Origin of the sequence: Brevibacillus fulvus (assembly GCF_016908525.1) — a bacterium.
GTDB classification, from domain to species: Bacteria; Bacillota; Bacilli; order Brevibacillales; family Brevibacillaceae; genus Brevibacillus_G; species Brevibacillus_G fulvus.
In genome coordinates, this window is sequence record NZ_JAFBEB010000001.1 from 28,933 (window position 1) to 52,402 (window position 23,470).

General features: G+C 51.4%; 24 protein-coding genes. 18 read left to right on the plus strand and 6 right to left on the minus strand.

Annotated features, from left to right (window positions below; translation table 11 throughout):
• Positions 1-293: 293 nt before the first annotated feature.
• Both JOD01_RS00170 and JOD01_RS00175 read left to right on the plus strand, forming a co-directional pair.
• Positions 294-1,205, plus strand: coding sequence for a M15 family metallopeptidase (locus tag JOD01_RS00170; protein ID WP_338028496.1), 912 nt, complete (start codon positions 294-296; stop codon positions 1,203-1,205).
• Between the two features lie 61 nt (positions 1,206-1,266).
• On the plus strand, positions 1,267-2,499 hold the full coding sequence (locus tag JOD01_RS00175) for an aminopeptidase (protein WP_204516205.1): 1,233 nt from the start codon (positions 1,267-1,269) through the stop codon (positions 2,497-2,499).
• A 57-nt stretch (positions 2,500-2,556) separates the two neighbouring features.
• Here JOD01_RS00175 and JOD01_RS00180 read toward each other — a convergent pair whose 3' ends face one another.
• On the minus strand, positions 2,557-3,207 hold the full coding sequence (locus JOD01_RS00180; protein ID WP_204516206.1) for a response regulator: 651 nt from the start codon (positions 3,205-3,207) through the stop codon (positions 2,557-2,559).
• Positions 3,204-4,013, minus strand: a complete 810-nt coding sequence (locus tag JOD01_RS00185; protein ID WP_204516207.1) for a sensor histidine kinase — start codon at positions 4,011-4,013, stop codon at positions 3,204-3,206. Before JOD01_RS00185 ends, JOD01_RS00180 begins: the two co-directional genes overlap by 4 nt.
• Positions 4,014-4,120: 107 nt before the next feature.
• Between JOD01_RS00185 and thiD the strand changes: the two genes are divergently transcribed.
• From thiD to dpsA, 4 genes are all read left to right on the plus strand, one after another.
• A complete protein-coding gene (gene thiD, locus JOD01_RS00190; RefSeq protein ID WP_204516208.1) occupies positions 4,121-4,924 on the plus strand; it encodes a bifunctional hydroxymethylpyrimidine kinase/phosphomethylpyrimidine kinase in 804 nt (267 codons plus the stop codon).
• A 132-nt stretch (positions 4,925-5,056) separates the two neighbouring features.
• On the plus strand, positions 5,057-5,269 hold the full coding sequence (locus tag JOD01_RS00195) for a hypothetical protein (protein ID WP_204516209.1): 213 nt from the start codon (positions 5,057-5,059) through the stop codon (positions 5,267-5,269).
• A 62-nt stretch (positions 5,270-5,331) separates the two neighbouring features.
• On the plus strand, positions 5,332-6,405 hold the full coding sequence (splB, locus tag JOD01_RS00200) for a spore photoproduct lyase (protein ID WP_204516210.1): 1,074 nt from the start codon (positions 5,332-5,334) through the stop codon (positions 6,403-6,405).
• Between the two features lie 39 nt (positions 6,406-6,444).
• Positions 6,445-6,987 carry a DNA starvation/stationary phase protection protein DpsA gene (gene dpsA / locus JOD01_RS00205; protein ID WP_204516211.1) on the plus strand — a complete coding sequence of 181 codons (543 nt, stop codon included), beginning with the start codon at positions 6,445-6,447 and terminating at the stop codon, positions 6,985-6,987.
• Here dpsA and cysK read toward each other — a convergent pair.
• Positions 6,974-7,882 carry a cysteine synthase A gene (cysK, locus tag JOD01_RS00210; protein WP_239565132.1) on the minus strand — a complete coding sequence of 303 codons (909 nt, stop codon included), beginning with the start codon at positions 7,880-7,882 and terminating at the stop codon, positions 6,974-6,976. The two genes, dpsA and cysK, sit on opposite strands and share 14 nt — an antisense overlap.
• Before the next feature lie 174 nt (positions 7,883-8,056).
• Here cysK and JOD01_RS00215 point away from each other — a divergent pair, with 174 nt between their 5' ends.
• The 5 genes from JOD01_RS00215 (at position 8,057) to JOD01_RS00235 (ending at position 11,345) form a co-directional block, all read left to right on the plus strand.
• The gene (locus JOD01_RS00215) at positions 8,057-8,704 is read left to right on the plus strand and encodes a deoxynucleoside kinase (RefSeq protein WP_204516213.1); all 648 of its coding nucleotides are present in this window, start codon (positions 8,057-8,059) and stop codon (positions 8,702-8,704) included.
• Between the two features lie 23 nt (positions 8,705-8,727).
• Entirely contained in the window at positions 8,728-9,414 is a 687-nt protein-coding gene (locus JOD01_RS00220; RefSeq protein WP_275581906.1) for a deoxynucleoside kinase, read from the plus strand.
• A gap of 224 nt (positions 9,415-9,638) precedes the next feature.
• Positions 9,639-9,953, plus strand: coding sequence for a hypothetical protein (locus JOD01_RS00225; RefSeq protein WP_204516214.1), 315 nt, complete (start codon positions 9,639-9,641; stop codon positions 9,951-9,953).
• The gene (locus JOD01_RS00230) at positions 9,950-10,729 is read left to right on the plus strand and encodes a DUF3109 family protein (RefSeq protein ID WP_204516215.1); all 780 of its coding nucleotides are present in this window, start codon (positions 9,950-9,952) and stop codon (positions 10,727-10,729) included. The genes JOD01_RS00225 and JOD01_RS00230 overlap by 4 nt, the downstream gene beginning before the upstream one ends.
• 106 nt (positions 10,730-10,835) lie before the next feature.
• Positions 10,836-11,345, plus strand: a complete 510-nt coding sequence (locus JOD01_RS00235) for an acyl-CoA thioesterase (protein WP_204516216.1) — start codon at positions 10,836-10,838, stop codon at positions 11,343-11,345.
• Positions 11,346-11,463: 118 nt separating this feature from the next.
• Here JOD01_RS00235 and hutH read toward each other — a convergent pair whose 3' ends face one another.
• A complete protein-coding gene (gene hutH / locus JOD01_RS00240) occupies positions 11,464-12,963 on the minus strand; it encodes a histidine ammonia-lyase (RefSeq protein WP_204516217.1) in 1,500 nt (499 codons plus the stop codon).
• Positions 12,964-13,295: 332 nt separating this feature from the next.
• Here hutH and JOD01_RS00245 point away from each other — a divergent pair, with 332 nt between their 5' ends.
• A complete protein-coding gene (locus JOD01_RS00245; RefSeq protein WP_204516218.1) occupies positions 13,296-13,796 on the plus strand; it encodes a hypothetical protein in 501 nt (166 codons plus the stop codon).
• A 65-nt stretch (positions 13,797-13,861) separates the two neighbouring features.
• Here the strand turns inward: JOD01_RS00245 and uvsE are convergent, their stop codons facing one another.
• Positions 13,862-14,776, minus strand: a complete 915-nt coding sequence (gene uvsE / locus JOD01_RS00250; protein WP_204516219.1) for a UV DNA damage repair endonuclease UvsE — start codon at positions 14,774-14,776, stop codon at positions 13,862-13,864.
• A 117-nt stretch (positions 14,777-14,893) separates the two neighbouring features.
• Here uvsE and JOD01_RS00255 point away from each other — a divergent pair, with 117 nt between their 5' ends.
• Entirely contained in the window at positions 14,894-15,241 is a 348-nt protein-coding gene (locus JOD01_RS00255; protein WP_204516220.1) for a carboxymuconolactone decarboxylase family protein, read from the plus strand.
• 51 nt (positions 15,242-15,292) lie between these two features.
• On the opposite strand, the gene JOD01_RS00260 is transcribed toward JOD01_RS00255, so the two are convergent.
• Entirely contained in the window at positions 15,293-16,477 is a 1,185-nt protein-coding gene (locus JOD01_RS00260; protein ID WP_239565099.1) for an ROK family transcriptional regulator, read from the minus strand.
• 162 nt (positions 16,478-16,639) lie between these two features.
• Between JOD01_RS00260 and xylF the strand changes: the two genes are divergently transcribed.
• The 5 genes from xylF (at position 16,640) to xylB (ending at position 23,408) form a co-directional block, all read left to right on the plus strand.
• Complete coding sequence (gene xylF, locus JOD01_RS00265) at positions 16,640-17,749, plus strand: D-xylose ABC transporter substrate-binding protein (RefSeq protein WP_204516222.1); 1,110 nt, start codon at positions 16,640-16,642, stop codon at positions 17,747-17,749.
• Positions 17,750-17,827: 78 nt separating this feature from the next.
• A complete protein-coding gene (locus JOD01_RS00270) occupies positions 17,828-19,360 on the plus strand; it encodes a xylose ABC transporter ATP-binding protein (protein WP_204516223.1) in 1,533 nt (510 codons plus the stop codon).
• The gene (locus tag JOD01_RS00275) at positions 19,341-20,516 is read left to right on the plus strand and encodes a sugar ABC transporter permease (RefSeq protein WP_425550340.1); all 1,176 of its coding nucleotides are present in this window, start codon (positions 19,341-19,343) and stop codon (positions 20,514-20,516) included. Before JOD01_RS00270 ends, JOD01_RS00275 begins: the two co-directional genes overlap by 20 nt.
• Positions 20,517-20,571: 55 nt before the next feature.
• A complete protein-coding gene (xylA, locus tag JOD01_RS00280; protein WP_204516225.1) occupies positions 20,572-21,897 on the plus strand; it encodes a xylose isomerase in 1,326 nt (441 codons plus the stop codon).
• Between the two features lie 11 nt (positions 21,898-21,908).
• On the plus strand, positions 21,909-23,408 hold the full coding sequence (gene xylB, locus JOD01_RS00285; RefSeq protein WP_204516226.1) for a xylulokinase: 1,500 nt from the start codon (positions 21,909-21,911) through the stop codon (positions 23,406-23,408).
• Positions 23,409-23,470 lie beyond the last annotated feature (62 nt).

Consider the following 23,470-nt stretch of genomic DNA (forward strand, 5'->3'; position numbering starts at 1 on the left):
TGCTGGATTACTCCGCCGTCCCGGATTGCCACTGGGACTGTTCCAGAAGGGGAGAGTAAGGAAATAGGAACCGCTGAACAATTTGCAGAAAACGGGCTGTTTTCCAAAATGATGACACGTCGGCGAAGAACTTTGATATAATAGCTGTCGTCAGATTGCTTATGAGGGGTGCCTCATGTGAATGGGGCAGCCTTTTTCTTTCCCTGCACCAGTTGAAGAGAAGCAGGGCAGCGCGGCAATCTCGAGCGTGTGCGTTCCGGTTTGCCGGGCGAAATGATTAAGGAGGTTACTTTGTGCAAAAGTTTCAAACGCTATCGATTACTCTGTTTCTTGCGACAACCATGACAGCCTTGTCTGGATGTGAAGTCCCGTTTGCCGGTTTGGGCGGTGACCAGGCACAGCAAGCAGCGGCGGTTCCAGTCCAACAAGCGGAACAGCAGCCATCCGCTGCGAACGATTCTTCGACGGAACAGGCTGCCTCAACCGAGCAAAATGGACAAACGGAGGCGGGCAAGGAAAAAACCGAATCGACCTCACAAAACAAGCCGACGGAAGCGACGGCTGCTGACCAGCCTGACGACGACACAGCGAATGCTGCTCCGCAAATGGTCACAAATCCTGATAGTATAACGGTGCTAATCAACAAGCAGTTCTCCTTGGCACCCGACTATAAACCTGCGGATCTGGTTTATCCTGATGTCCCCTTTCTTTTTCAGGATAAAATTGAAAAAAGAATGATGCGCCAGGAGGCTGCAAAAGCTCTGGAAGAGATGTTTGCCGGAGCCAAGCGGGATGGTGTCTTGCTGGCCGGCGTTTCGGCGTATCGTTCCTACAATACGCAAAAAAGCTTGTTTGCACACTATGTAAAAAAGGACGGAGAGGAAAAGGCGAAAATGTACAGTGCCGTTCCGGGCGCGAGTGAACATGAAACCGGCCTGTCCATCGATGTATCCGGGATTGACGGTAGATGCGCTGCGGAAGACTGCTTTGCCGGAAGCAGCGAAGCGCTGTGGCTTGACCAGCATGCTGCCGAATATGGCTTTATTATCCGCTATCCCCAAGGAAAAGAAGCCATTACCGGGTATGAGTATGAACCGTGGCACATCCGCTACGTCGGCAAAGAGATTGCCCAAAAAATCAAGGAGCAAAATCTCACGTTGGAAGAATACCTGGGTCAAACTCCATCAAACGGTCCGCGGAACTAGGAAAAAATTGCTATAATAGACGTGGGAACTGAGACGAAAGCCCGAATTGAGGAGGTACATCATGACAGCATTTGAAACGAAGCTTGAACGTTATGCCGAACTGGCGGTTAAAATAGGCGTGAATATCCAACCGGGGCAAATTTTGTTTGTGACCGCTCCGTTAGGTTCAGCGGATTTTGTTCGACGCGTTGCGCGTAAAGCGTATCAAGCGGGGGCCAAGGATGTACAGATCGAATGGACCGATGATGAATTAACCCGGATCAAGTATGAACTGGCGCCAGCGGAAACTTTTCAAGAGTATCCGTGGTGGAAAGCAAAGGCGCGCGAGGAGCTGGCCGAACAAGGTGCAGCATTTTTATCGATTATCTCTTTCAATCCGAATCTGTTGAAAGGGATTGACCCGGAGCGAATTGCCACAGCCAGCAAGGCGGCGGGAACAGCGTTGTACAAGTTTCGCAGCTATACGATGGCGGATCGGGTGAGCTGGTCGATCGTGGCTGTACCTTCACCGCAATGGGCTGCTTTGGTCTTTCCGGAGCTTCCCGCCGAACAGCAAATCGATGCGATGTGGGACGCGATTTTTCGGGCGACCCGCATCGATCAGGACGATCCGATTCAAGCGTGGATGGAGCATCATGCCAAACTGAATCAGAAGGTCGATTACTTAAATCAAAAACAGTATCGGAAGCTGCACTATAAAGCGCCGGGGACAGACTTGTCGATCGAGCTTCCGGAACGCCATGTCTGGATCGGCGGCGGCGGCTATAATTCTCAGGGGACACTGTTCATGGCGAATATTCCTACCGAAGAGGTCTATACGGCAGCGTTAAAAGAGGGCGTTAACGGTGTGGTCCGCAGCACGAAACCGTTAAGTTACCACGGAAATTTGATCGACAATTTTTCACTTCGTTTTGAACAAGGGCGAATTGTCGAGTTTCAGGCTGAAACCGGCTATGAGGTGCTCAAACAATTGATTGAGACCGACGAAGGTTCGCATTATCTCGGAGAAGTGGCGCTGGTCCCGCATAATTCGCCGATTTCTCAATCCAACCTGATCTTTTACAATACGCTTTTTGACGAGAACGCCTCCAATCATTTGGCCATTGGCAACGCTTATCCGGTCAACATCGAGGGAGGCGCGGATCTGGAGCAGGAAGAGCTGAACAAGCGCGGATTGAACTACAGCCTCACCCACGTCGATTTTATGATTGGTTCTGGCGAGATGGACATTGATGGAGAAACCGCTGAAGGCAACAGGGAAGCGATTTTCCGCAAAGGACAATGGGCTTTTTAAAAGAAACCAAGAAAAGCATCCCTCCCGGTCACCTGGATGGCCTGGAGGGATGTTTCGTTATTGCGGGTCTTGCAAGCCGTTGCGCACCGCATATGCTGCCAACTGCACACGATTGGACAGCTGCAATTTTTCCAAGATATGTTTGATATGATTTTTTACCGTGTTTTCGGCGATGTGCAGTTGACTGCTGATCTCCTTGTTGGTGTGGCCGTTGGCGACCAATTGCAAGATTTCTTTCTCGCGCGGCGTAAGCAGCTCCAGATTAGGCTCATCTACCGGCGGAACCGACTGAAACCGGTTCAGCAAACGGCTGGCCATCTCTTTGGGAATTTCCGCATTTTCTTCCAGGAGGGCATGCAAATAGCTGATCCAGTCTTCCGGTTCCAAATTTTTCAGCAAATACCCTTGTGCACCGTAGCGGATGGCGGTGATCAAATCGGCGACATCATCGGATACGCTGAGGATGACCACTTTGATCTGGGGAAATGCTTTTTTCACTTCACGGGTTGTCTCCAAACCGTTCAAGCGCGGCATATGGATATCCGCCAGCAGCAGGTCTGGCTGCAGTTCCTCGCATAACTGCAACGCTTCCACACCGTCTACCGCCTCTCCGATGATTTGAAAAGAGGGGGACTGTTCCAACAAACTGCGAATGGCCATTCGTGCCATCGGATGGTCATCGGCAATTAGCACGCGATAAATCATCATGAACGCTTCTCTCCCTTTTTGCCAGTTAGGCGTATTTCCGTTCCGCCCTGTGGTGACTCGACAAGCTGAAAGGCGGCGTTTATCTGTTGAGCGCGCTCCTGCATGATCGTGATGCCATAATTTTGCGGTTTTTCCCGCCCTTGCCGAATGCCTTTGCCATTGTCGGCAATCCGCAATTCCCATGAGCCGTCCTGCTTTGTGAGCAAGGAGAGCCAAGCTTGGCTGGCATCCGCATGTTTGCGGATATTGGCAAACGCTTCCTGAACGATGCCAAATATTTGAATTTCCTCAGTCAGTGTAAAAAAACCGGGGGAAAAGTGAAGCTCTTGATTGACGTCGATTCCGGAAAGCGCGCTCCAGTCCGCCAGCCATTTGTCGATGCGCTGGCATAAAGACTGGCTCTCCTCCGGCAACGAGCGCAGATTGAAAATCGCTTGTCTCACCTGGGTGTCCATTACGGAGATCGCCCGCCCGGCTTCCTCCAATTTGCCTTGCTTCAGACTGACATTGAGGAAAAAGAGCGATTGTGCGATGCCATCATGGAGCTCGCGAGCCAGTCGTTCCCGTTCTTCATAGACGGCTCGTCTGGAACGTTCCGCTGCCAACCGTTCGCTCATTTGCCGGATCCAGCTGAACATCCAGGAGGCGAACAAATAAGAGAGGACGAGGGTCAGCAGTGTAATCAACAGGTTGCCGTATTCCATCGACATGTATGGCAGCAGCAAATGATGACGCAAATATTCAAACCCGCCGATAATGCAGGTGGGAATGAACACCGTCAAAATAAACATGGTGCGGTAGGTCATGGCCAACAGTCCTTTCTTTGCCTTCTCAAGATATTATACCGAATCTGACAAGCTGGTGATATACTGGTAGCCATAGACAGCTTACAACAGAACGGAGGCTGAAGCGGATGGGAAACTTGGCGAAAGCACTGACGGTAGCCGGTTCTGACAGCGGCGGCGGTGCTGGGATTCAGGCCGATTTGAAAACATTTCATCAATTTCATGTATATGGGATGAGTGCATTGACGGCGGTAACCGCACAAAACACGCTTGGCGTACACGGGGTCTATCCGTTGCCGGCCGAGGCGGTTGCCAACCAAATGCAACAGGTCATTGAAGATCTTGGTGTCGATGCCATGAAAACCGGGATGCTGTTTAACGTGGAGATTATCGAAGCGGTTGCGGAGCAAATTCGTCAACATCAAGTAAAGAACGTGGTGGTCGATCCGGTGATGATCGCCAAGGGAGGCGCAAAATTACTGTTGGACGAGGCAGTGAAAGCCATTGTGGAAAAGCTGTTGCCCTATACGCTGATTGTAACGCCCAACCTGCCGGAAGCGGAACATCTGACGGGACGTCCGATTCGCAATGTAGCGGAAATGAAAGAAGCGGCCAAAGCGATCGTCGCCATGGGGGCCAAACATGTCGTCATGAAGGGCGGGCACTTGCCGGCCGATGAAATCGTCGACTTGCTGTATGATGGGGAGCAGTTTTTCACCTTTGTCCACCAACGTGTAAACACACAGCATACGCACGGCACCGGTTGCACTTTCTCGGCAGCATTGACCGCAGAGCTGGCCAAGGGAAGCACGGTGTATGAGGCGATGGAGAGAGCCAACCGCTTTATTATCGAAGCGATTGCGACGGCGCCCGGAATTGGGCGTGGACACGGTCCAACGAATCACTGGGCTGCGATTAAGCTGTCGATATAACGAAACTTGTTCGGAAACGGGGAAAGGGCTGTGACCAGCATTCCCGTTTGCCGGGCGAGTTTTTTTATTTGATGAACCACCGCGGATGGTTGCGCTTATCGTATGGTAAAAGGGAAAAATGGGGCGGTAAAAATGTGGACAAAATGGATTTCGCTGCATCGGTCCTATGGCTTTCCGCGGGCTGCCGAGGAATGCCGCGTGTATCTGGAGAACAACGGAGTGCGCGTGAGACTGAAGCTGAAACGGAACAAACGGGCGACCGTCCTCTACATTTTGCAAGTGCCGAAAGAATCTCATCGCCGCGCGAAAGAATTGTTGGCCCAATTCAAAAAGACGCTGGCCTAACCAAACATCTCCGTACGCTTTCCGCAAGCAATGTGGAATACTAAGCGCAAGGGGGGATAAGAATGGCGACCATTGCACCGGAACGGCCGAAAACAGCTCCGACACGAACCGACAAACCCTTTACGCCCGATCTGGTTTTTTTTGAACCGCAAGCTCTCGACTATCCATTGGGGAAACAGTTGTTTGAGCGGTACCAAGCCGCGGAAATTCCCATTCGGATGACGACCAGCCACAATCAGGTGCGCGGCATCCCAGGGGAAACCGCGATTGAGCAATATCGCAACGCGAAGCGGACCTTGGTTGTCGGCGTGCGCAAAACATTGAAATTCGAGCCTTCCAAACCGTCGGCCGAATACGCGCTCCCCTTGGCGACCGGTTGTGCAGCCCATTGCCATTACTGTTATTTGAATACAAACATTGGAACGAAGCCGTATATTCGGGTTTATGTCAATACTGACGAAATTTTGGCACAGGCAGAAAAATATATTCAGGAGCGGGCGCCGGAGATTACCCGTTTCGAAGCGGCCTGTACCTCTGATCCGCTCAGCATTGAGCATATTACCGGAAATTTGCGCAAGACGATTGAATTCATGGGCAAACAACCGTATGGCCGCCTGCGATTTGTAAGCAAATTCCATTATGTCGATTCTTTGCTCGATGCCGAACATAATGGACATACCCGGTTTCGGTTCAGCATGAATGCCGACTATGTGATCAAAAATTTTGAGCCAGGGACATCCAGCTTTGCGCAGCGAATTGAGGCTGCGGGAAAAGTGGCCAAGGCCGGCTATCCACTCGGCTTCATTCTCGCGCCGTTGTACTGGTTTGACGGATGGGAAGCGGGATATACCGAGCTGTTGGAAAGGTTGAAACAACAATTGGTTCCCGAGGCCGAGCAGGATCTGACCTTTGAACTGATCCAGCATCGATTTACGAAGGTAGCCAAAAAATTGATTTTGGAGCGCTATCCCAAAACAAAACTGCGAATGGAAGAAGAAGAACGAAAGTACAAATGGGGAAAATACGGCAAAGGCAAGTATATTTATCCTGATTTGCAGGCCCACGCATTGCGCGGCCATTTGGAAAAGGAGATCGCCCGGCTGTTTCCCCAGGCGCGTATTGAGTACTTTACTTGAGGTCAAAATAGGGCTAAACCAATGGAGGGTGATGGGCACATGTTAGGAACCCAAACCTATCAGGGGATGCTGCATAAAATCGGGGAAGTCAAGGAAAACCCGATCCGTTTTGATACAATGCAGGCCAAACAAGTCAGCGATGCGCTGAACCCTTTGTTAGCCAGTATTTACACATTGTATCATCAAATCAAAAAGCATCACTGGGTCGTCGAAGGCCCTCAGTTCCGCGATTTGCACCAGATGCTGGACGAGTTTGCGGCAAGATTGCTCAAGCTGGCCGATGATTTGGCCGAACGAATTACGGTGCTGGCCGCTTACCCGATTTCCTCCCCGCGAAAACAGCAGGAACTTTGTGTCTTTCCGGTCGAGGAGGAAGGGGTATTTGATTTGCGGTTTATGCTGCAAAATGATCTGCAGGCTTATCAAGAAATTATCGTCCGCTACCGCGACGTCATTCGCCTGGTGGCCAACACCGGCGATTTCGGAAGCGAGCACTTGTTAAAGGCTCAGCTGGAGCAGCTGGAATTTGACGCGCATCATCTGGAACACGTGCTGGAAGCAGATACGCTTACTCGCCGGTAAACAGTTCTTCCATCGAAAGATAACGCTCGCCGCTGTCCGCACAGATGGCGAGCACTTTTTTATTTGGCCCCAATTTCTTCGCCAGTTGCAAGGCGGCATAGACGGCCGCGCCGGAAGAAGGTCCAACCAAGATCGCTTCCCGTTTCGCCAGCAGGCGTGTTGTTTCCAATGCTTCCTCGTCGGTAATTTGCACGATCTCATCATAAACGGATTGATTCAAGATCGGGGGAATGAAGCCGGGACTGGTTCCGACCAGCTTATGCGGACCGGGTTGCCCGCCGGACAGGACAGGCGAGCCAGCTGGTTCGACAACGCTGATATGCAACTGGGGCAAATGCTGGCGAAGCACTTCTCCGGTGCCGGTAATCGTTCCGCCTGTTCCGGCGGTGGCAACAAAACCGTCCAGTTCACCATTCATTTGTTGCAAAATTTCTTTGGCTGTGGTCAACCGGTGAATCTCCGGATTGGCGTTGTTTTCAAATTGCATCGGCATAAAACTGTTGGGAATTTCCCGCAGCAATTGCTCCGCTTTGCGAATCGCGCCGGGCATCTTTTCCGCGCCAGGCGTCAGGACGACCTTGGCCCCGTACGCTTGCAGAAGCTGAATGCGCTCCCGGGTCATCGTATCGGGCATGACAAGGATCGCTTTGTAGCCTTTGACGGCAGCGCCCATCGCCAGACCGATTCCCGTATTGCCGCTGGTCGGCTCAATAATCGTTGCGCCGGGCTGCAATTTGCCCGCTCTTTCCGCTTCGGTCAGCATATGATAAGCGGCTCTGTCCTTGACACTGCCGCTCGGATTAAATTTTTCCAGTTTCACATAAACAGCGGCCATCTCTTCCGTGGCCAGCCGCCGCAATCGTACGACCGGGGTTTGTCCGATCAATTCCCCCATATGATTGGCGATACGCACTAGCAAACACCCTTTCCACACAAACTTGATTACATCTTACCACATCGGAATACAAGAATATAAGCGAACAGACAAGTACGGTTCATTTCGACAAATGGAGACAAGCATGGTACAATGAAAATCGCTTTGATATTCCGGGGAGGATTACGATTTTATATGAAGCCAATTTTCGTTACCGTGGAGGGGCCAATCGGCGTTGGAAAAACCTCTTTGTCACAGGCAATCAGCCAGGAGCTGCAGCTGGAGCTATTGTTGGAGATTGTAGATGAAAATCCGTTCTTGAGTCAGTTCTACCAAAATATTTCGGAATGGAGTTTCCAACTCGAAATGTTTTTTTTATGCAATCGCTACAAACAACTGCAAGATATTGAGAACAATTATTTGCACAAGGGCATTTCGGTGGTAGCCGATTACAATATCTTTAAAAATACGATCTTCGCCAGACGGACCTTAAATTCCCGTAATTTGCCCAAATACTTGAAAATCTATGACATCCTGACGAGCGATCTGCCGCAGGCGAACTTGATCGTCTACTTGACTGCGTCAATCGATACATTGATGCAGCGGATTGCGAAGCGGGGACGTGAAATGGAAAAAAATATGGATGTGACCTACATGGAAAATCTGATTGCCGACTATGAGCGGTTTATGCAAGAATTCCAGCTGAGACATCCGGAGACGACTGTTCTGAAGTTTCAATGCGACGATCTCGATTTTGTACATAAACCGGAGGATCGGCGGTTTATCCTTGATCAGGTTCGGAATGCGGTACAGACGCAGGTTGAAAAGAACGAGTATTCATAAATGGGTAAGGAGCTAAAGATTACATGTCACAATATCGAAACACGGAGATGCGTGAAAAATACGGAATTCCCCACAATGCGATTATTACGGTCGGCGGAACGGTGGGGGTCGGCAAATCGACGTTTACCAAAGCGCTGGCCGATTTGCTCGGGTTTCGCATTTCGGTCGAAAAAGTGGACGGCAATCCATATTTGAGCCGATTTTATCAAGACTTTTCCCGTTGGGGCTTCCATTTGCAAATTTTCTTTTTGGCGGAGCGTTTTAAAGAGCAAAAGCGAATGTTTGATTACGGCGGCGGCTTTGTTCAGGATCGGTCCATTTATGAAGATACCGGAATCTTTGCCAGAATGTTATTCGAACAAGGGCGAATGACACCGGAGGATTACGAAACGTATACGCAATTGTTCGAAGCGATGGTGATGACACCGTATTTTCCGCACCCGGATGTTTTGATCTATCTGGAGGGCAGCTTCGAAGAAATTTTGCAACGGGTTCGGGAACGGGGCAGACCGATGGAACAGCAAACGCCAATCGAGTATTGGCAAGACTTGTACGAGCGTTACGAGCATTGGATTCGCAATTTTTCCACGTGTCCCGTCCTGCGGATCAATATCAACGAGTATGATCTCAGTGAAGATATCAGCTCACTCGAAGTGATAATGGACAGATTGGCGGAAAAAATCAGACTGGTTAGAAGTTCACGGTTATAACGTGAGAACGACAGATACAATCGGATTGCAACAGGTCTCGCTGAGGGGAAAACAGGCGAGACCTTTTTTTTATCCTCCATTCTGCAAGCGGGTGGGGGCTGTGATATAATGATTTCGCTATATGGAGAGTTCGCTGTCGAATACATCGATTGCCGAGACAAGGGCAAGATTACCGATAGAACGAGCAGAACCAAACCGTCGTAAAGACAATGGAGGAACAGACTATGGAGATTCATTCGCACCAGCAGCTGCTGCAGTTGCTGCGTGAGCAATTTGCCGCTCAAGCTGAAATCAGTTTTACGCAATGGGACACAGAAGGAGAGGACGAAGAAGAAACGCAGTTTCACGGCCGTCTGCTGGAGGTAACACTGACAGACAACCAGTTCGGGGAAAAAGACCTGTGGCTTCAGTTTGAAACCGATGGCGACAAGGTGGAAATATTGATGGAATTACCCGCAGAAGAAACGGATTTAGGTTCGGTCGAGGAGGAACAGCTCCGTATTTTTGGCACCGAGGCGGAGCTGGTTTTGACGAAATGAGCAAAAACAGCAAGTTTTCCTATTACGGGACACCTGATCGGATGACTCAAAAAGAGCAATATCACTGTGAAAAATATATAAAGCGTCACCGGGAGCGGCTTATCGCCGTCGGGCGCTATCTGATTGACCAGGAAGCGTTGCTCGCGCCATTCAATCTGGATTGCTTTCATTGTTTGCACGTTCATCGGGAGACGTGTTGCGAAAATGGTCAGCCGTATGCCGTAGCGGACTGGCAACGGGCGACGCTGGAACAGACAGCACCGGCTATCGCTGAACTTTATCTGAGTGAAGCTGTCAAAAAACAAGTCAACCAACAAGGAATTTGGGAAGCGGGCAGCCGCACCCCCGGAAATTTGGCCTTGCGTCACGGCAGTTGCTTGTTTTATACCGAGATTGACGGCAAAAAATGCTGCTCGATCCACGCATATGCCGAGGCGCATCAGCATGAACTGTATCCGTTGAAACCGTTCAGTTGCCAGCTGTATCCGCTTGATCTGATCCAGGCGGACGAACAAATTCTGATTACTGCGGTGACGCGGGATACAGCCGCTTTTTCTCGCTGGGGAAGCGATTATTTGGACAACTTTTATTGCGCTAGCAAGGATCGCAGGAAAGCGGCTGAGCATCTCGCGCCGGAACATTTCGCCATCGAGGATTACCGGCCGGCCTACTTATGGGGACTTGCTTTTATTGGCGGAGCTTTTGGTCCGGAGGTGGCAGAAACGCTCAAGGATATTATGGAGAATCATAATGTGCCGCAAGCCTCCTCATCTTGATCGCGTGTTTCGGGTATCTTAGTGTATAGGAAGAAAAACCCCATCGTTCAAAATGATGGAGATCTATGCTATTTTTAGAATAAAAGCGGAAAAAGGAGCAAGAAGGATGAAACCAAAAACCCCGAAAGAATCGAGAACGGTTCAGGCATCGCTGGTGTTGCCTACGGATACGAATAACATTGGCACCGCATTTGGCGGGGCGATGATGGCCTATATCGATGAAGTGGCAGCGATCGCGGCCAGCAGACATTCACGGAAAACGGTAGTAACCGCTTCGCTCGACTCGATCGACTTTCTCAATCCGGCGAAAATGGGCGATTCCGTCTGCGTCGAAGCATTTGTCACCTCAACCGGAACCAGTTCGATGGAAATTTTCGTCAAGATCATTTCTGAAGATTTGCGGACGGGCGAACGCCAGCTCACGGCCATTTCTTTTCTGACCTTTGTCGCACTGGACGAAAATGGCAAGCCGACTCCAGTCCCGCCGATTCAACCGGAAACGGAAGAGGAAATTTACCTGTTTAATACCGCCAAAGATCGCAAAGCGATGCGCAAAGAACGGCGCGATGCGACCGAACAGTTTATTCAGCAACTGAATATCACCAAAGAAATATAAATAAAACCTGCCCCTCAAAAATGAGGAGCAGGTTTTTGCTGTCATGAACTTTCGCAAAGGAAAGCCGCAGTTGGCATGCTTTACGCGAAAATGATTTGGTTGTGCCTTTTTCGCCCAGTTACATCGTCCAAAGCCATTCGTTTTGCAGCAGCTGTTCCGCTTTTGCCAGATCAGGATGCATTTCGCGATCTTCCAGCAAGCGCGGGATCTCCTGACGAATGCGCTGGTAAGCTTGTGCCGTGCCGCGCCCTAGTCGTCCTTCGCCAAAATCAATCGCCTGGGCGGCTGCCAAATATTCGATCGCCAGCACTTTCCTCACATTGTCCACGATCGTCCGCAATTTGCGAGCAGCCGTTGTTCCCATGCTGACATGGTCCTCCTGGTTGGCCGATGAAGGTATGGAATCGACCGAAGCGGGATGGCAAAGCACTTTATTTTCCGAAACGATCGAGGCAGCGACGTACTGGGTGATCATGAAGCCGGAATGCAGTCCTCCCTTCTCGGTGAGAAAACCGGGCAATCCGCTCAGCTGCGGATTCACCAGCCGTTCCGTTCTGCGTTCGGATATATTGGCCAATTCCGCCATGGCGATAGCCAAAAAGTCAGCGGCCAACGCCATCGGCTGGCCGTGGAAGTTGCCGCCGGAAATGACGTCTCCCGTATCGGAAAACAACACGGGGTTGTCCGTGACGCTGTTACACTCGCGGGTAACCGCCGTCCAGACGTATTCCAGGGCATCGCGTGTGGCACCGTGAACTTGCGGGATACAACGCAGGCTGTAAGGGTCCTGCACACGCAGTTGGCCCTGTGACGTAATTCGTTCGCTGCCTTCCAGCAGCAGCAGCATTTTACGGGCCGACTCCTGCTGGCCGGGATGCGGTCGAACCGCATGTAGCTGCGGATCAAAGGCGTCGCGGATGCCGCGCAGAGCTTCCATCGTCATCCCGGCGATAACTTCCGCGTTTTCCATCAGTCTGCGGGCATCGTACAGAGACAAACAAAGCAAGGCGGTCATCGCTTGGGTGCCGTTGATCAGGGCAAGTCCTTCCTTGGCCTGGAGTTGGATCGGCGCCAACCCGGCGGCGTGCAAGGCGGCAGCTCCGGCCATGCGTGTTCCCTTGTATTCCGCTTCTCCTTTGCCCAGCATCACCAGTACCATATGAGCGAGCGGAGCCAAATCGCCGCTTGCCCCCAAAGAACCTTGCTGGGGAATCATCGGATGAACGCCGAGATTGCACATATCGATCAGCAACTGAACGGTTTGCGGGCGTATGCCAGAATATCCTTTCGCCAAAGCATTGACGCGCAGAGCCATCATCGCTCGGACGACTTCAACCGGATAAGGTTGGCCAAGTCCGCAAGCATGGCTCATGATCAAATTTTCCTGCAGCTGGCTGACCTCCTCGGCTGGGATGACCACATCGGAAAATTTTCCGAAGCCGGTCGTAATGCCGTACACGACCCGCTGTTGTTCAACCATCGTTTCCACCATCTGGCGGGACCGAACGATGTTTTGTCGCGCTTCTTCGGTCAATTCCAACTGGGCAAAATCTCGGGCAATGGCGACGACTTGTTCAATCGTCAACTGATTGCCATCAACAAATATGCGGGGTGCCATATATTTTCCTCCTTTAGCAGAGCAGAGAAGCAAAAGAAAAGGGGTTAGGAATATAATTCCTAACCCCTTGACTGGTTACTCCAGATCTATGATGAATGGATTGTTGAAGTTGACATGGACTGCGCATGGCCATCCTCGCTTCCTGATTCTGCTGACAGTATTTCTTTCCATTGTAGTATAAGTTATTCGGGTGTCAATAGGTAACAAAAAAGGCGATTGACCAAAAAACGGGCGCGACTTTTTTGGGAAGGCTGGGCAGGTGTCGTGCCTTGCCGGGGATAAGTGTCATACCATGTACTGTGCGATTTCACCAGAAAGGACGTGTGAGTAGGTTGGAAAAAAGAGAAAGTTCGCAAGTGCCCTATACCCCGCCGAAAAAAGAAGTGCCGATGCCGCCGGTCATGCCGAAAAAAGAGGTGCCGATGCATCCGCCGGTCATGCCGAAGAAGGAAGTTCCGATGGTGCCGGTGCCGATCATTCCCAAAAAGGAGATTCCGCTGCCGCCAAAGCCAATGCCAATGCCGAAACCGATGCCAAAGCCGCTGCCGAAACTGACCTTGCCCAACATTAATATCAATATTGTAAACAAATACCATTTTCACTTGGAATGGATGAAATACTTCAAACAAAAAACGGAAGCTTACCCGCGCCACCATCGAAAGTACCGCAAATACCGCCGATACTACAAATATCATAAAGAAAGAATGCATCATTATTACAGCAAATGTTATCCTGAATCCAGCAGCTACGACAGCTATTCTCATTCCTATTCCCATAACCATTCCCATTGCACATGCAGCGTGGATGGATGTTCTTCTTCCTCCTCCAGCTAACATAGGAAGCCCCCGGAAAAGATATGCCGCTTCGTTGGGAAGCGGTGTATTTTTTTTGCTCTGGTTTAACCGACTGGGCAGCTGCCGGCCGTCAACCCAGCCCGCAGGTTGAGCAAGGCGGTATCTTTGTTTTTGCACTCCAGCATAACGTCGACATCATAGTCGCTTAACGAAGCGACAAAGGCCAAGAAATCTTCAAGGACGATTTCATCGGCGTGTGCGCGAAACTCCTTTTCCGATTTGGGGGAGGAAAAATGCATCTTTGGCGTACGGTCTCCCCATGTTGCAAGAATTCGCGGCAAATAATCCAGCCAGTTTTCCCCTTCGTTCGCGCAAGTATGGTGGTGGTAATCGAACACCATCGGCACAGAGAGGGCTTCGCACAATTCCAGAACATCGCGCATGGTAAAGGACGTATCGTCATTTTCCACGACCAGCCGCTTCTTGATCGATTCCGGCAAGCTGGCGAAGTTTTCCTGGAAGCGGGCAAGTGATGATGCTTTGTCTCCATAAACCCCGCCGACATGGGTGACCAGGACGGAATTGTCGTCAAGGCCCATCAGGTCAAACACCTGGGCGTGATAGGCGAAATCTTTGACGGTTGCTTCCAGCACTTTCGGGTTGGGGGAGTTGAGGATGCTGTAATGGCCCGGATGGGAAGTCAGGCGTATCCCGTGCTCGCGGATGTAGGCGCCGGCTTTTTCGAAATCCCACAGAAACTCGCTTGCCCAATCCCAGTCGGCAGCAATGGGATGGGTTGCCATCGGGACAAACTCCGAAGGCAGCCGGTACAAGAAGATGTTCTGTTCCAGATTATACGCCAACAGATCCATCAGGTTAAAAAAGTTGGTTTGCAGCACTTTTCGCAGCTTTTTCAGCCGTTCGGCCGGCGTCAGCTTTTCCAGCTGTTTGACCGTCGTTTTTTTGTTCGGGTTGTTTTTCGTAGCCATGCTGATACAGGCATAACCCAACCGAATCACCAACATCGCCCCTTTTTGTTTGCCGTTTGTGTCAGTAGTATTCCCGTTTCCGTTGCATGAAGCAGTCCGCTTCGTGGGAGGATAAAGGAGAGTTTGGAGAAAAGAGGAGGATGTTCCATGCAGGAGCACATTTTGGCCAATCAGTATCGGGAAGGGCTGCGCTCCTTCGGGGAAGTGATGCCCAATGTCATGCAAGCCTACAATCAGTTCACCAACGCTTGTTTCGAAGCGGGGGAACTGTCAGTGAAGCACAAACATCTGACAGCTTTGGGGATCTCGCTGTTCAGCGGCAATGAGCACTGTATCGTGTATCATATGGAAGGGGCGCTCAGCGAAGGTGCGTCCGAACAGGAAATTGCCGAAACGGTTGCCGTTGCCGGAGCATACGGTGGCGGAACGACTTTTTCCCACGGTGTGATTTTGATCAACGAAGTATTGCAGCAACGCCAACAGGCCAGACAATGAAACAAGCAGCGGCTGTCTCCGGAGGGGACAGCGCCGCTGCTGCATTCGATTTCATGACTTGGACGATTGGTCTTGGGTAAGGAAGTTTTCTGCGGAAAAGGCGGCAATCCCCAAAGCGGTGGAGTAATAGGACAAATCGGAAAATTTCAGTTGCACATGTTCCTGGTGAAAGGACAGGGTCTGACTGCGGATCACTTGTTCGATCGGTTTCCCCAACCATTGATGGGCAAGGGCCAGGCGATTGCCAATAATCACTGTTTGCGGATTTAAGCCGTTCAAAATATTATTGATGCCTATTCCGAGATAAAAGCCGATTTTATCGAAGAGCTGAATCGTTGCTTGATCCTGTGCATGTGCAAACTGGATCAGTTTTTCCAGCGACAGCTCTTTTCCGCTGGATGGAAGCAGGGCGGAGCTTCTCGCTTCTTTGAGCAAAGCTTGTTCTGAGGCGTACAGTTCCCAGCAGCCTTTGCTGCCGCAGCGGCATTCTTTTCCATTCGATTCGATCACCATATGCCCCAATTCGCCGGAAAAGCCATTGCTGCCACGATACAAACTGCCTTGCAAGATCATCCCTACCCCAATACCGATGCCCGCGCTGATATAGACCAAATTGTCGGTTTCTTTGCCGGCGCCAAACCGCATCTCGCCATAAGCGCCTGCATTGGCTTCGTTGTCAATGATCACCGGCAACTGAAACTCCCGCTCAATTTCCGTTTTTAACTGCACATTTTTCCAGCCGAGGTTGGGGGCGAGCAATACTTTTCCTTCCATATCGACAATGCCGGGAACACCGATGCCGATGCCAACGACGCCATACGGGCTGCTCGGCGCTTGGGCGAGCAAAGAGCGAATCATTTCCTTGACAAGTTGAATGATCTCTTGGCACGGCAAATCATCGTAATCGAGATGGGCCCGTTGGATAATATTGCCCTGCAAGTCGGTGAGAAGGCCAAGCAAATAATTCACCCCGATATCGATGCCGATGGAGTAGGCTGCTTCCCGATTAAACAGCAGCAACACCGGACGGCGGCCGCCGCTCGACTCGCCGGGACCGGATTCAAAAACCAGTTCTTCATGGATCAACTCGTTTACCAAAGAAGAAACTGTCCCTTTATTTAAGCCGAGGGACAAGGCGACATCCGCGCGCGAGACGGGAGCTTGTTCGATGATGGTTTGCAAGACGAGCGCTTTGTTGTTTTTTTTGACAATATGCTGATTCCAAGTCGTTTTCATGACGTTTTTCATCCTTTCAACACACTGCGGCCAAAGTGACAGGAAGTTCTTGAGTGTTATTGTAACATAAAAACTTAGTTTATCCACTAGACAAACTAAGTAATGGTCAGTATAATCTGAAATAAGGAAATCATTTGAAATAGAGTATTAGGGGGAAGGGTCATGAAGAGGTTGTGGAAAGTGTTTCTGCAAATCGGTTTGACGGTTGTGCTGGCAGTGGCTGCAGCGGGGTGTGGGCAGGATGTTGCGAAAAATGAAAACGCTTCCAGTGTCAATCAAAACAGTGCGCAAGCCGAAGCGCCAAAAACAGATGCGATCAAGATCGGCTTGTCCGTATCCGACTTGACGTTGGAGCGGTGGCAGCATGACCGTGATATTTTTGTGGAGAAAGCAAAAGAGTTGGGGGCGGAAGTGCTGGTGCAATCGGCCAACGGCAATGACGCCAATCAGCTTTCGCAAATTCAAAACATGCTTTCCCAAGGAATTGACGTTCTGGTGATTATCGCCAACAATTCCGACGCGTTGACCCCAGTTGTCGATCAGGCCAAAAAAGAAGGCATTCCTGTACTGGCATACGACCGGCTGATCAACAACAGCGAGGTCGACGCTTATGTCTCCTTCGACAATGTCAAGGTCGGCGAGATGCAAGCCGAATATCTGGTCTCGAAAATGCCAAAAGGAAACTATTTCCTGCTGGGCGGGTCGCCAACCGACAACAATGCCAAAATGTTCCGGGAAGGCCAGATGAACATTCTCAAGCCGCTGATCGACAAAGGCGACATCAAAGTGGTCGGGGACCAGTGGGCGAAAGACTGGCAGGCTTCCGAAGCGTTAAGCATTATTGAAAACGCTTTAACTGCAAACCAGAACAAAATCGATGCCATCGTTGCTTCCAATGACAATACGGCCGGCGGCGCGATTCAGGCGCTCGCTTCCCAAGGTTTGGCCGGCAAAGTGGTTATCTCCGGCCAGGATGCCGACTTGGCTGCCGTGCAGCGAATCGTTGAAGGGACCCAGTCGATGACGGTTTACAAGCCAATTCGCGAGATTGCCACCAAATGTGCCGAAGTAGCGGTGCAACTGGCGAAAAAGGAAAAAGTGCAAGCGGATGGTTCCGTCAACAACGGCAAGGTTGACGTACCGTTCATCAAACTGGCTCCGATTATGGTCGACAAAGAAAATGTGATGGATACGATCATCAAGGACAATTTCCACTCCTATGACGATGTTTTTAAAAATATTCCGGAAGATCAGCGTCCACCCCGTCCGTAATCCGGCGGGCTGATCACAGGGGGAAATGGTGTTTCCCCCTTTTTTCTCCTTATTCAACACACCAGGAGGTAAAGGCAGATGGAACCATATGCGCTGGAGATGATCGGTATTACCAAAGAGTTTCCGGGTGTACGTGCGCTGAACCAAGTTTCCTTTGCTGTGCGCAGAGGGGAAATTCACGCGCTGTGCGGTGAAAATGGAGCGGGAAAATCAACGCTGATGAAAATTCTCAGCGGCGTCTATCCCCATCCTACCTATGAGGGGGAAATCTTGCTCAATGGGGAACCGGTTCGTTTCAAGAACATCATCGAATCGCAAAGGGCGGGAATCGCCATCATTTACCAGGAACTGGCGCTAGTTCCGGAGATGACTGTTGCCGAAAATTTGTTTCTCAGCCATGACTATATGCGCAAGCCGGTCATTGATTGGGATTTGCTTTACGCCGAGGCGATGCGCTGGATGAACCGAATCGGCTTGCATGTGGACCCGCAAACCAAAGTGAAGCAGTTATCCGTTGGCCAACAGCAGCTGATCGAGATTGCCAAGGCATTAACGCGAAACCTGCAAATTTTGATTCTCGATGAACCTACCGCTGCTTTGACCGAGCATGAGGTGGCGATCTTAATGAGAATCTTGAAAGAGTTGAAAGCAACAGGCGTAACCTGCATCTACATCTCCCACAAGCTGGGGGAGGTGATGGAGTTGGCCGATACCGTAACGGTTCTGCGCGACGGCCAATCGATCGGGTCCACCCCGATCGCCGAACTGACCCAGGAAAGGATCATTACCCAAATGGTGGGCCGGCAGCTTAGCGAACTGTTTCCTTATGAGCCGCGGGACATCGGTGACAACATCCTCGAGGTGGAGAACTACTCATTTACGGCTGACTCGGGAAAGAAACTGATTGAGCAAGTTTCGTTCCAGGTGCGAAAGGGAGAAATACTGGGCATAGCCGGGCTGATGGGTTCCGGGCGGACCGAACTGTTTACCAGTTTGTTCGGCGCATTGCCGGGCAAAAAACAGGGCATCGTGCGAATCGAGGGGAAAGTGAGCCAAATTCGCAATCCGTCTGATGCGATCCGCGCGGGGTTGGCCTATGTGTCGGAAGATCGCAAACGCTATGGTCTCGTGCTGGGGATGGACATTATCCAAAATACCACGCTGGCCGCATTGAAGAAGCTGATGAAAGGCCCAATTCTTGATCAGGCAACCGAGGTCGCCAGAACAATGGAAATCATGGAAAGAATGAGGTTGAAATCGGCCAGCCTGCAGACAAAGGTCGGGCAACTGAGCGGCGGCAATCAGCAAAAAGTAGTGTTAGGCAAGTGGATCATCAATCAGCCGAAAATTCTCATCTTGGATGAGCCGACCCGCGGAATCGATGTCGGAGCCAAATATGAAATTTACAAAACAATGAATGAACTGGCCAAAGAAGGAGTCGCAATCATCATGATTTCATCCGAATTGCCAGAGGTGCTGGGGATGTCCGACCGGATTCTCGTCATGGCGGAGGGAACGATCAAGGGAGAATTCCGCCGGCAGGATGCCACCCAGGAAAATATCATGGCCTGTGCAACAGGAGGGAAAAACCGTGAACAATCCGCTGTCTGAAAAGGTGGAGGCGACCCCGGCCAAACGATTACAGGTTCGCTTCCGGTTTGATTTGCAATCTTATGCGCTTATTATTGCTTTGATTCTGCTGTTACTGATTTTTGGCATTTGCACCGATGGCGAATTTCTTTCGTCGCGAAATGTTTCCAACCTGTTCACGCAAATGTCGGTAGTGGCCGTCCTCGCGATTGGCATGACTCTGGTCATCGTCGGCGGTCACATTGATTTATCTGTCGGCTCGATCGTCGGCTTGACCGGCGGTGTTGCCGCCATTCTGCAAGTCTGGTTCGGCTGGAGCACGGTCGCGGTCGTCCTGGTGGCGATTGCTGCCGGCGCTTTGCTGGGAGCCTGGCAAGGCTGGTGGGTGGCGTATCGCGCTGTTCCCGCCTTTATCGTTACACTTGGCGGGATGCTCGTTTTCCGCGGGATTCTGATCGGGATCAGCAAAGGCCAAACGATCGCTCCTTTGGAAGACAGCTTCAAGCTGATCGCCAACAGTTATCTTCCGTATGCCTTGGGCTATGGATTGGCCGGCTTGGCGGTGGTGTTGCTCTTTATGGGGACGGCCCGCAAGCGGAGTCGCCGGCAAAAGGTTGGGCTGCTCCCGGTGCCAGGCTGGATCGATTATGGCAAGGCAACGCTCTATTCGCTGCTGATCTGCCTGATCGCCTACATGCTGAACCGCTATTACGGGATTCCGCTGCCGTTGCTGATCGTCGTCTGTCTGGCGGCCATCGTCTTGTTTATTTCCGTGAAAACGTCTTTCGGCCGGTATGTTTATGCGATCGGCGGGAACGTGGAAGCGGCTTTGTTGTCCGGGATCAACATCAAGCGAAACGTTCTGTATGTATTTGTGTTGATGGGGGCATTGGCGGGAGTTGCCGGCGTACTGCTGACCAGCCGCTTGAATGCAGCCTCCGTCAGCGCGGGCAGCAACTATGAGCTGGATGCGATCGCCGCCTGTGTCATCGGCGGAACCAGCCTGATGGGAGGCAAGGGCAACATTGTCGGCGCGATCATCGGGGCGTTGATCATGGCCAGCATCGACAACGGAATGAGCATGATGAATATCGAAACATTTTGGCAATATATCGTCAAAGGCTTGATTTTGGTCGTGGCCGTCTGGATCGATATCAGCAGCAAGCGTCAGGCATGATGCTTCTATACTTACTCTTGAAAAAACGACGAGCAAACGAAAGGGAGGATTTTTAATGGCATACTTTGCAAACGTAACCCCAATCCAATACGAAGGCGCGCGTTCCACCAATCCGCTTTCCTTCAAGTATTACAATCCCGAGGAAAAGATCGGCGGGAAGACGATGGAGGAACATCTGCGTTTTTCCGTCGCTTACTGGCATACGTTCACCTTTAAGGGGACGGATCCGTTCGGGTCGGACAATATGCCGCGGCCGTGGGACCGCTACGACAGTATGGATGCAGCCAAGGCAAGAGTAGAAGCGGCCTTTGAACTGTTTGAAAAACTGAATGTGCCGTATTTTACTTTCCACGATGTCGATGTCGCACCGGAAGGCGGCAATCTGCGGGAAACGTATCAAAACCTCGATGTGATTGTGGCGATGCTGAAAGATTATATGAAAACGAGCAAAACCAAGTTGCTCTGGAATACTGCCAATTTGTTTTCGCATCCCCGGTTTGTCCATGGAGCCGCCACGGCCTGCAATGCCGATGTGTTTGCCTACTCGGCGGCAAAGGTGAAGAAAGGATTGGAGATCGCCAAGGAACTGGGAGCGGAAAATTATGTATTTTGGGGCGGCCGCGAAGGATATGAAACTTTGCTCAATACGGATATGAAGCTGGAGTTGGATAATCTTGCCCGCTTTATGGAAATGGCGGCCAATTATGCAAAAGAAATCGGCTTTACCGGACAACTGTTGATCGAGCCCAAGCCGAAAGAGCCGACCAAGCACCAGTATGATACCGATGTCGCCACAGCGTTTGCCTTTTTGCAAAAATATCAATTGGCAGACCGGTTTAAATTTAATATTGAAGCCAACCATGCCACACTGGCGGGGCATACGTTTGAACATGAACTGCGTTTTGCGCGGATTAACGGGATGCTTGGTTCCGTCGATGCGAACCAGGGAGACGTCCTGCTCGGCTGGGATACGGACGAATTTCCGACAGATCTGTATACAACAGTGCTGGCGATGTACGAAATTCTCAGCAATGGCGGTCTGGGAGCGGGCGGATTGAATTTTGACGCCAAGGTGCGCAGAAGCTCTTTTGAACTGGAAGATTTGTTTCACGCCCACATCGCTGGAATGGACAGCTTTGCGATCGGCCTGAAAGTTGCCCACAAACTGTTGGAAGATCAAGCGCTGGAACAGGTTATCGCCAAACGCTATGAAAGCTATCGCCACGGGATTGGGCTCGATATCGTCGAAGGGCGGGCCAATTTTCAACTGTTGGAACAGCACGCTCTGCAATTGGGCGAAATCCGCAATCAATCGGGCAAGCAGGAATCGTTGAAGGCGCTGATTAATCAATATTTGTTGGATGTGAACACCCGGGCGTAGGAGGGTATGCGATGAGATATGTGATCGGAATTGATCTGGGAACGAGCGGTGTCAAACTGTTGCTGGTCAATGAAGCGGGGGAAGTCTGTCAGGAAGTGTCCCGCTCCTATCCGTTGCTCCAGGAAAAGGATGGTCACTGTGAACAAGACCCCGAGCTTTGGGTAAAGAAAACGACGGAGGCGCTGGCGGAACTTGTCAGCGCTTTTCCGGGGCGAGTGGAAGAGATTGAGGGACTGAGTTTCTCCGGCCAAATGCACGGATTAGTTTTGCTTGACGAGCAGCAGCGGGTACTGCGGCATGCGATCCTGTGGAATGATACCCGGACGACGGAACAATGCCGGTTCATTACAGAACGGATCGGGGAAGAAACTTTGCTGCAGCTTGCCAAAAACCGGGCGTTGGAAGGTTTTACTTTGCCAAAACTGCTCTGGGTCAAGCAGCACGAGCCGGAATTGTTCCGACAAGCGAAACTGTTTTTGCTGCCCAAAGATTATTTGCGCTTTCGGCTCACCGGTAAACTCAACAGCGAGTATTCCGATGCCGCGGGCACGCTGCTGCTGGAAGTCGGAGCCAAGCGGTGGAGCCCGCAGATCTGCGAGCAGCTCGATATTCCGCTGGAGATTTGTCCGCCGCTTGTCGAATCTCATGCCTGCGTCGGCACGATTACGGCGGAAATCGCTGAAATGACCGGCCTGGCCAAGTCGACCAAGGTGTTTGCCGGCGGAGCGGACAATGCTTGCGGAGCGATCGGGGCTGGCGTGCTGGCGGAAGGGAAAACGCTGTGCAGCATCGGGACATCCGGCGTTGTCCTGGCATATGAGCGCAGCGCGGATGTACAGTTTGCCGGACAGTTACATTGCTTTGACCATGCCGAGGAAGCGGCTTACTATTCCATGGGGGTGACCTTGGCGGCCGGACACAGCCTGAGCTGGTTCCGTGAGACGTTTGCCGAGACAGAGAAAATGGATCATTTGCTGGCCCGTGTTGGCGAGGTGCCGATCGGCGCGAACGGCCTGCTCTTTACCCCATATATCACCGGGGAAAGGACTCCCCATGCTGATGCCGCGATCCGCGGCAGCTTCATCGGGATTGATTCCAAACATACGAAAGCTGATTTTGCCCGCGCGGTGATGGAAGGGATCACGTTTTCGCTCAAGCAAACGATTGAACTGTTGCAGGACAGCGGCAAGCCGATTCGCGAAGTGGTGGCGATTGGCGGCGGTGCGAAAAATGCGGAATGGCTGCAGATGCAGGCGGATATTTTTCAAACCGATGTCGTCAAACTGTCCAGTGAACAAGGTCCGGCGCTGGGAGCAGCGATGATCGCGGCTTACGGGTGCGGCTGGTTCGCTTCGTTGCAGGCTTGCGCCGACCGCTTCCTGCAAGTCGTGGAAACCTACCGGCCGATCGCGGACAACGTCCAGCGTTATCGGGCGCTCTATCAACTTTATAAGCAGGTGTATGATCAGACGAAAGACCTGTCGCACGCGTTGGCACGCTTTCGCGCATAAGCTTTCGTTCGGTTGCGTGTTCGCTCAACAACTAGTCAGGCGACAAGGGCAGCTCCTTGCAG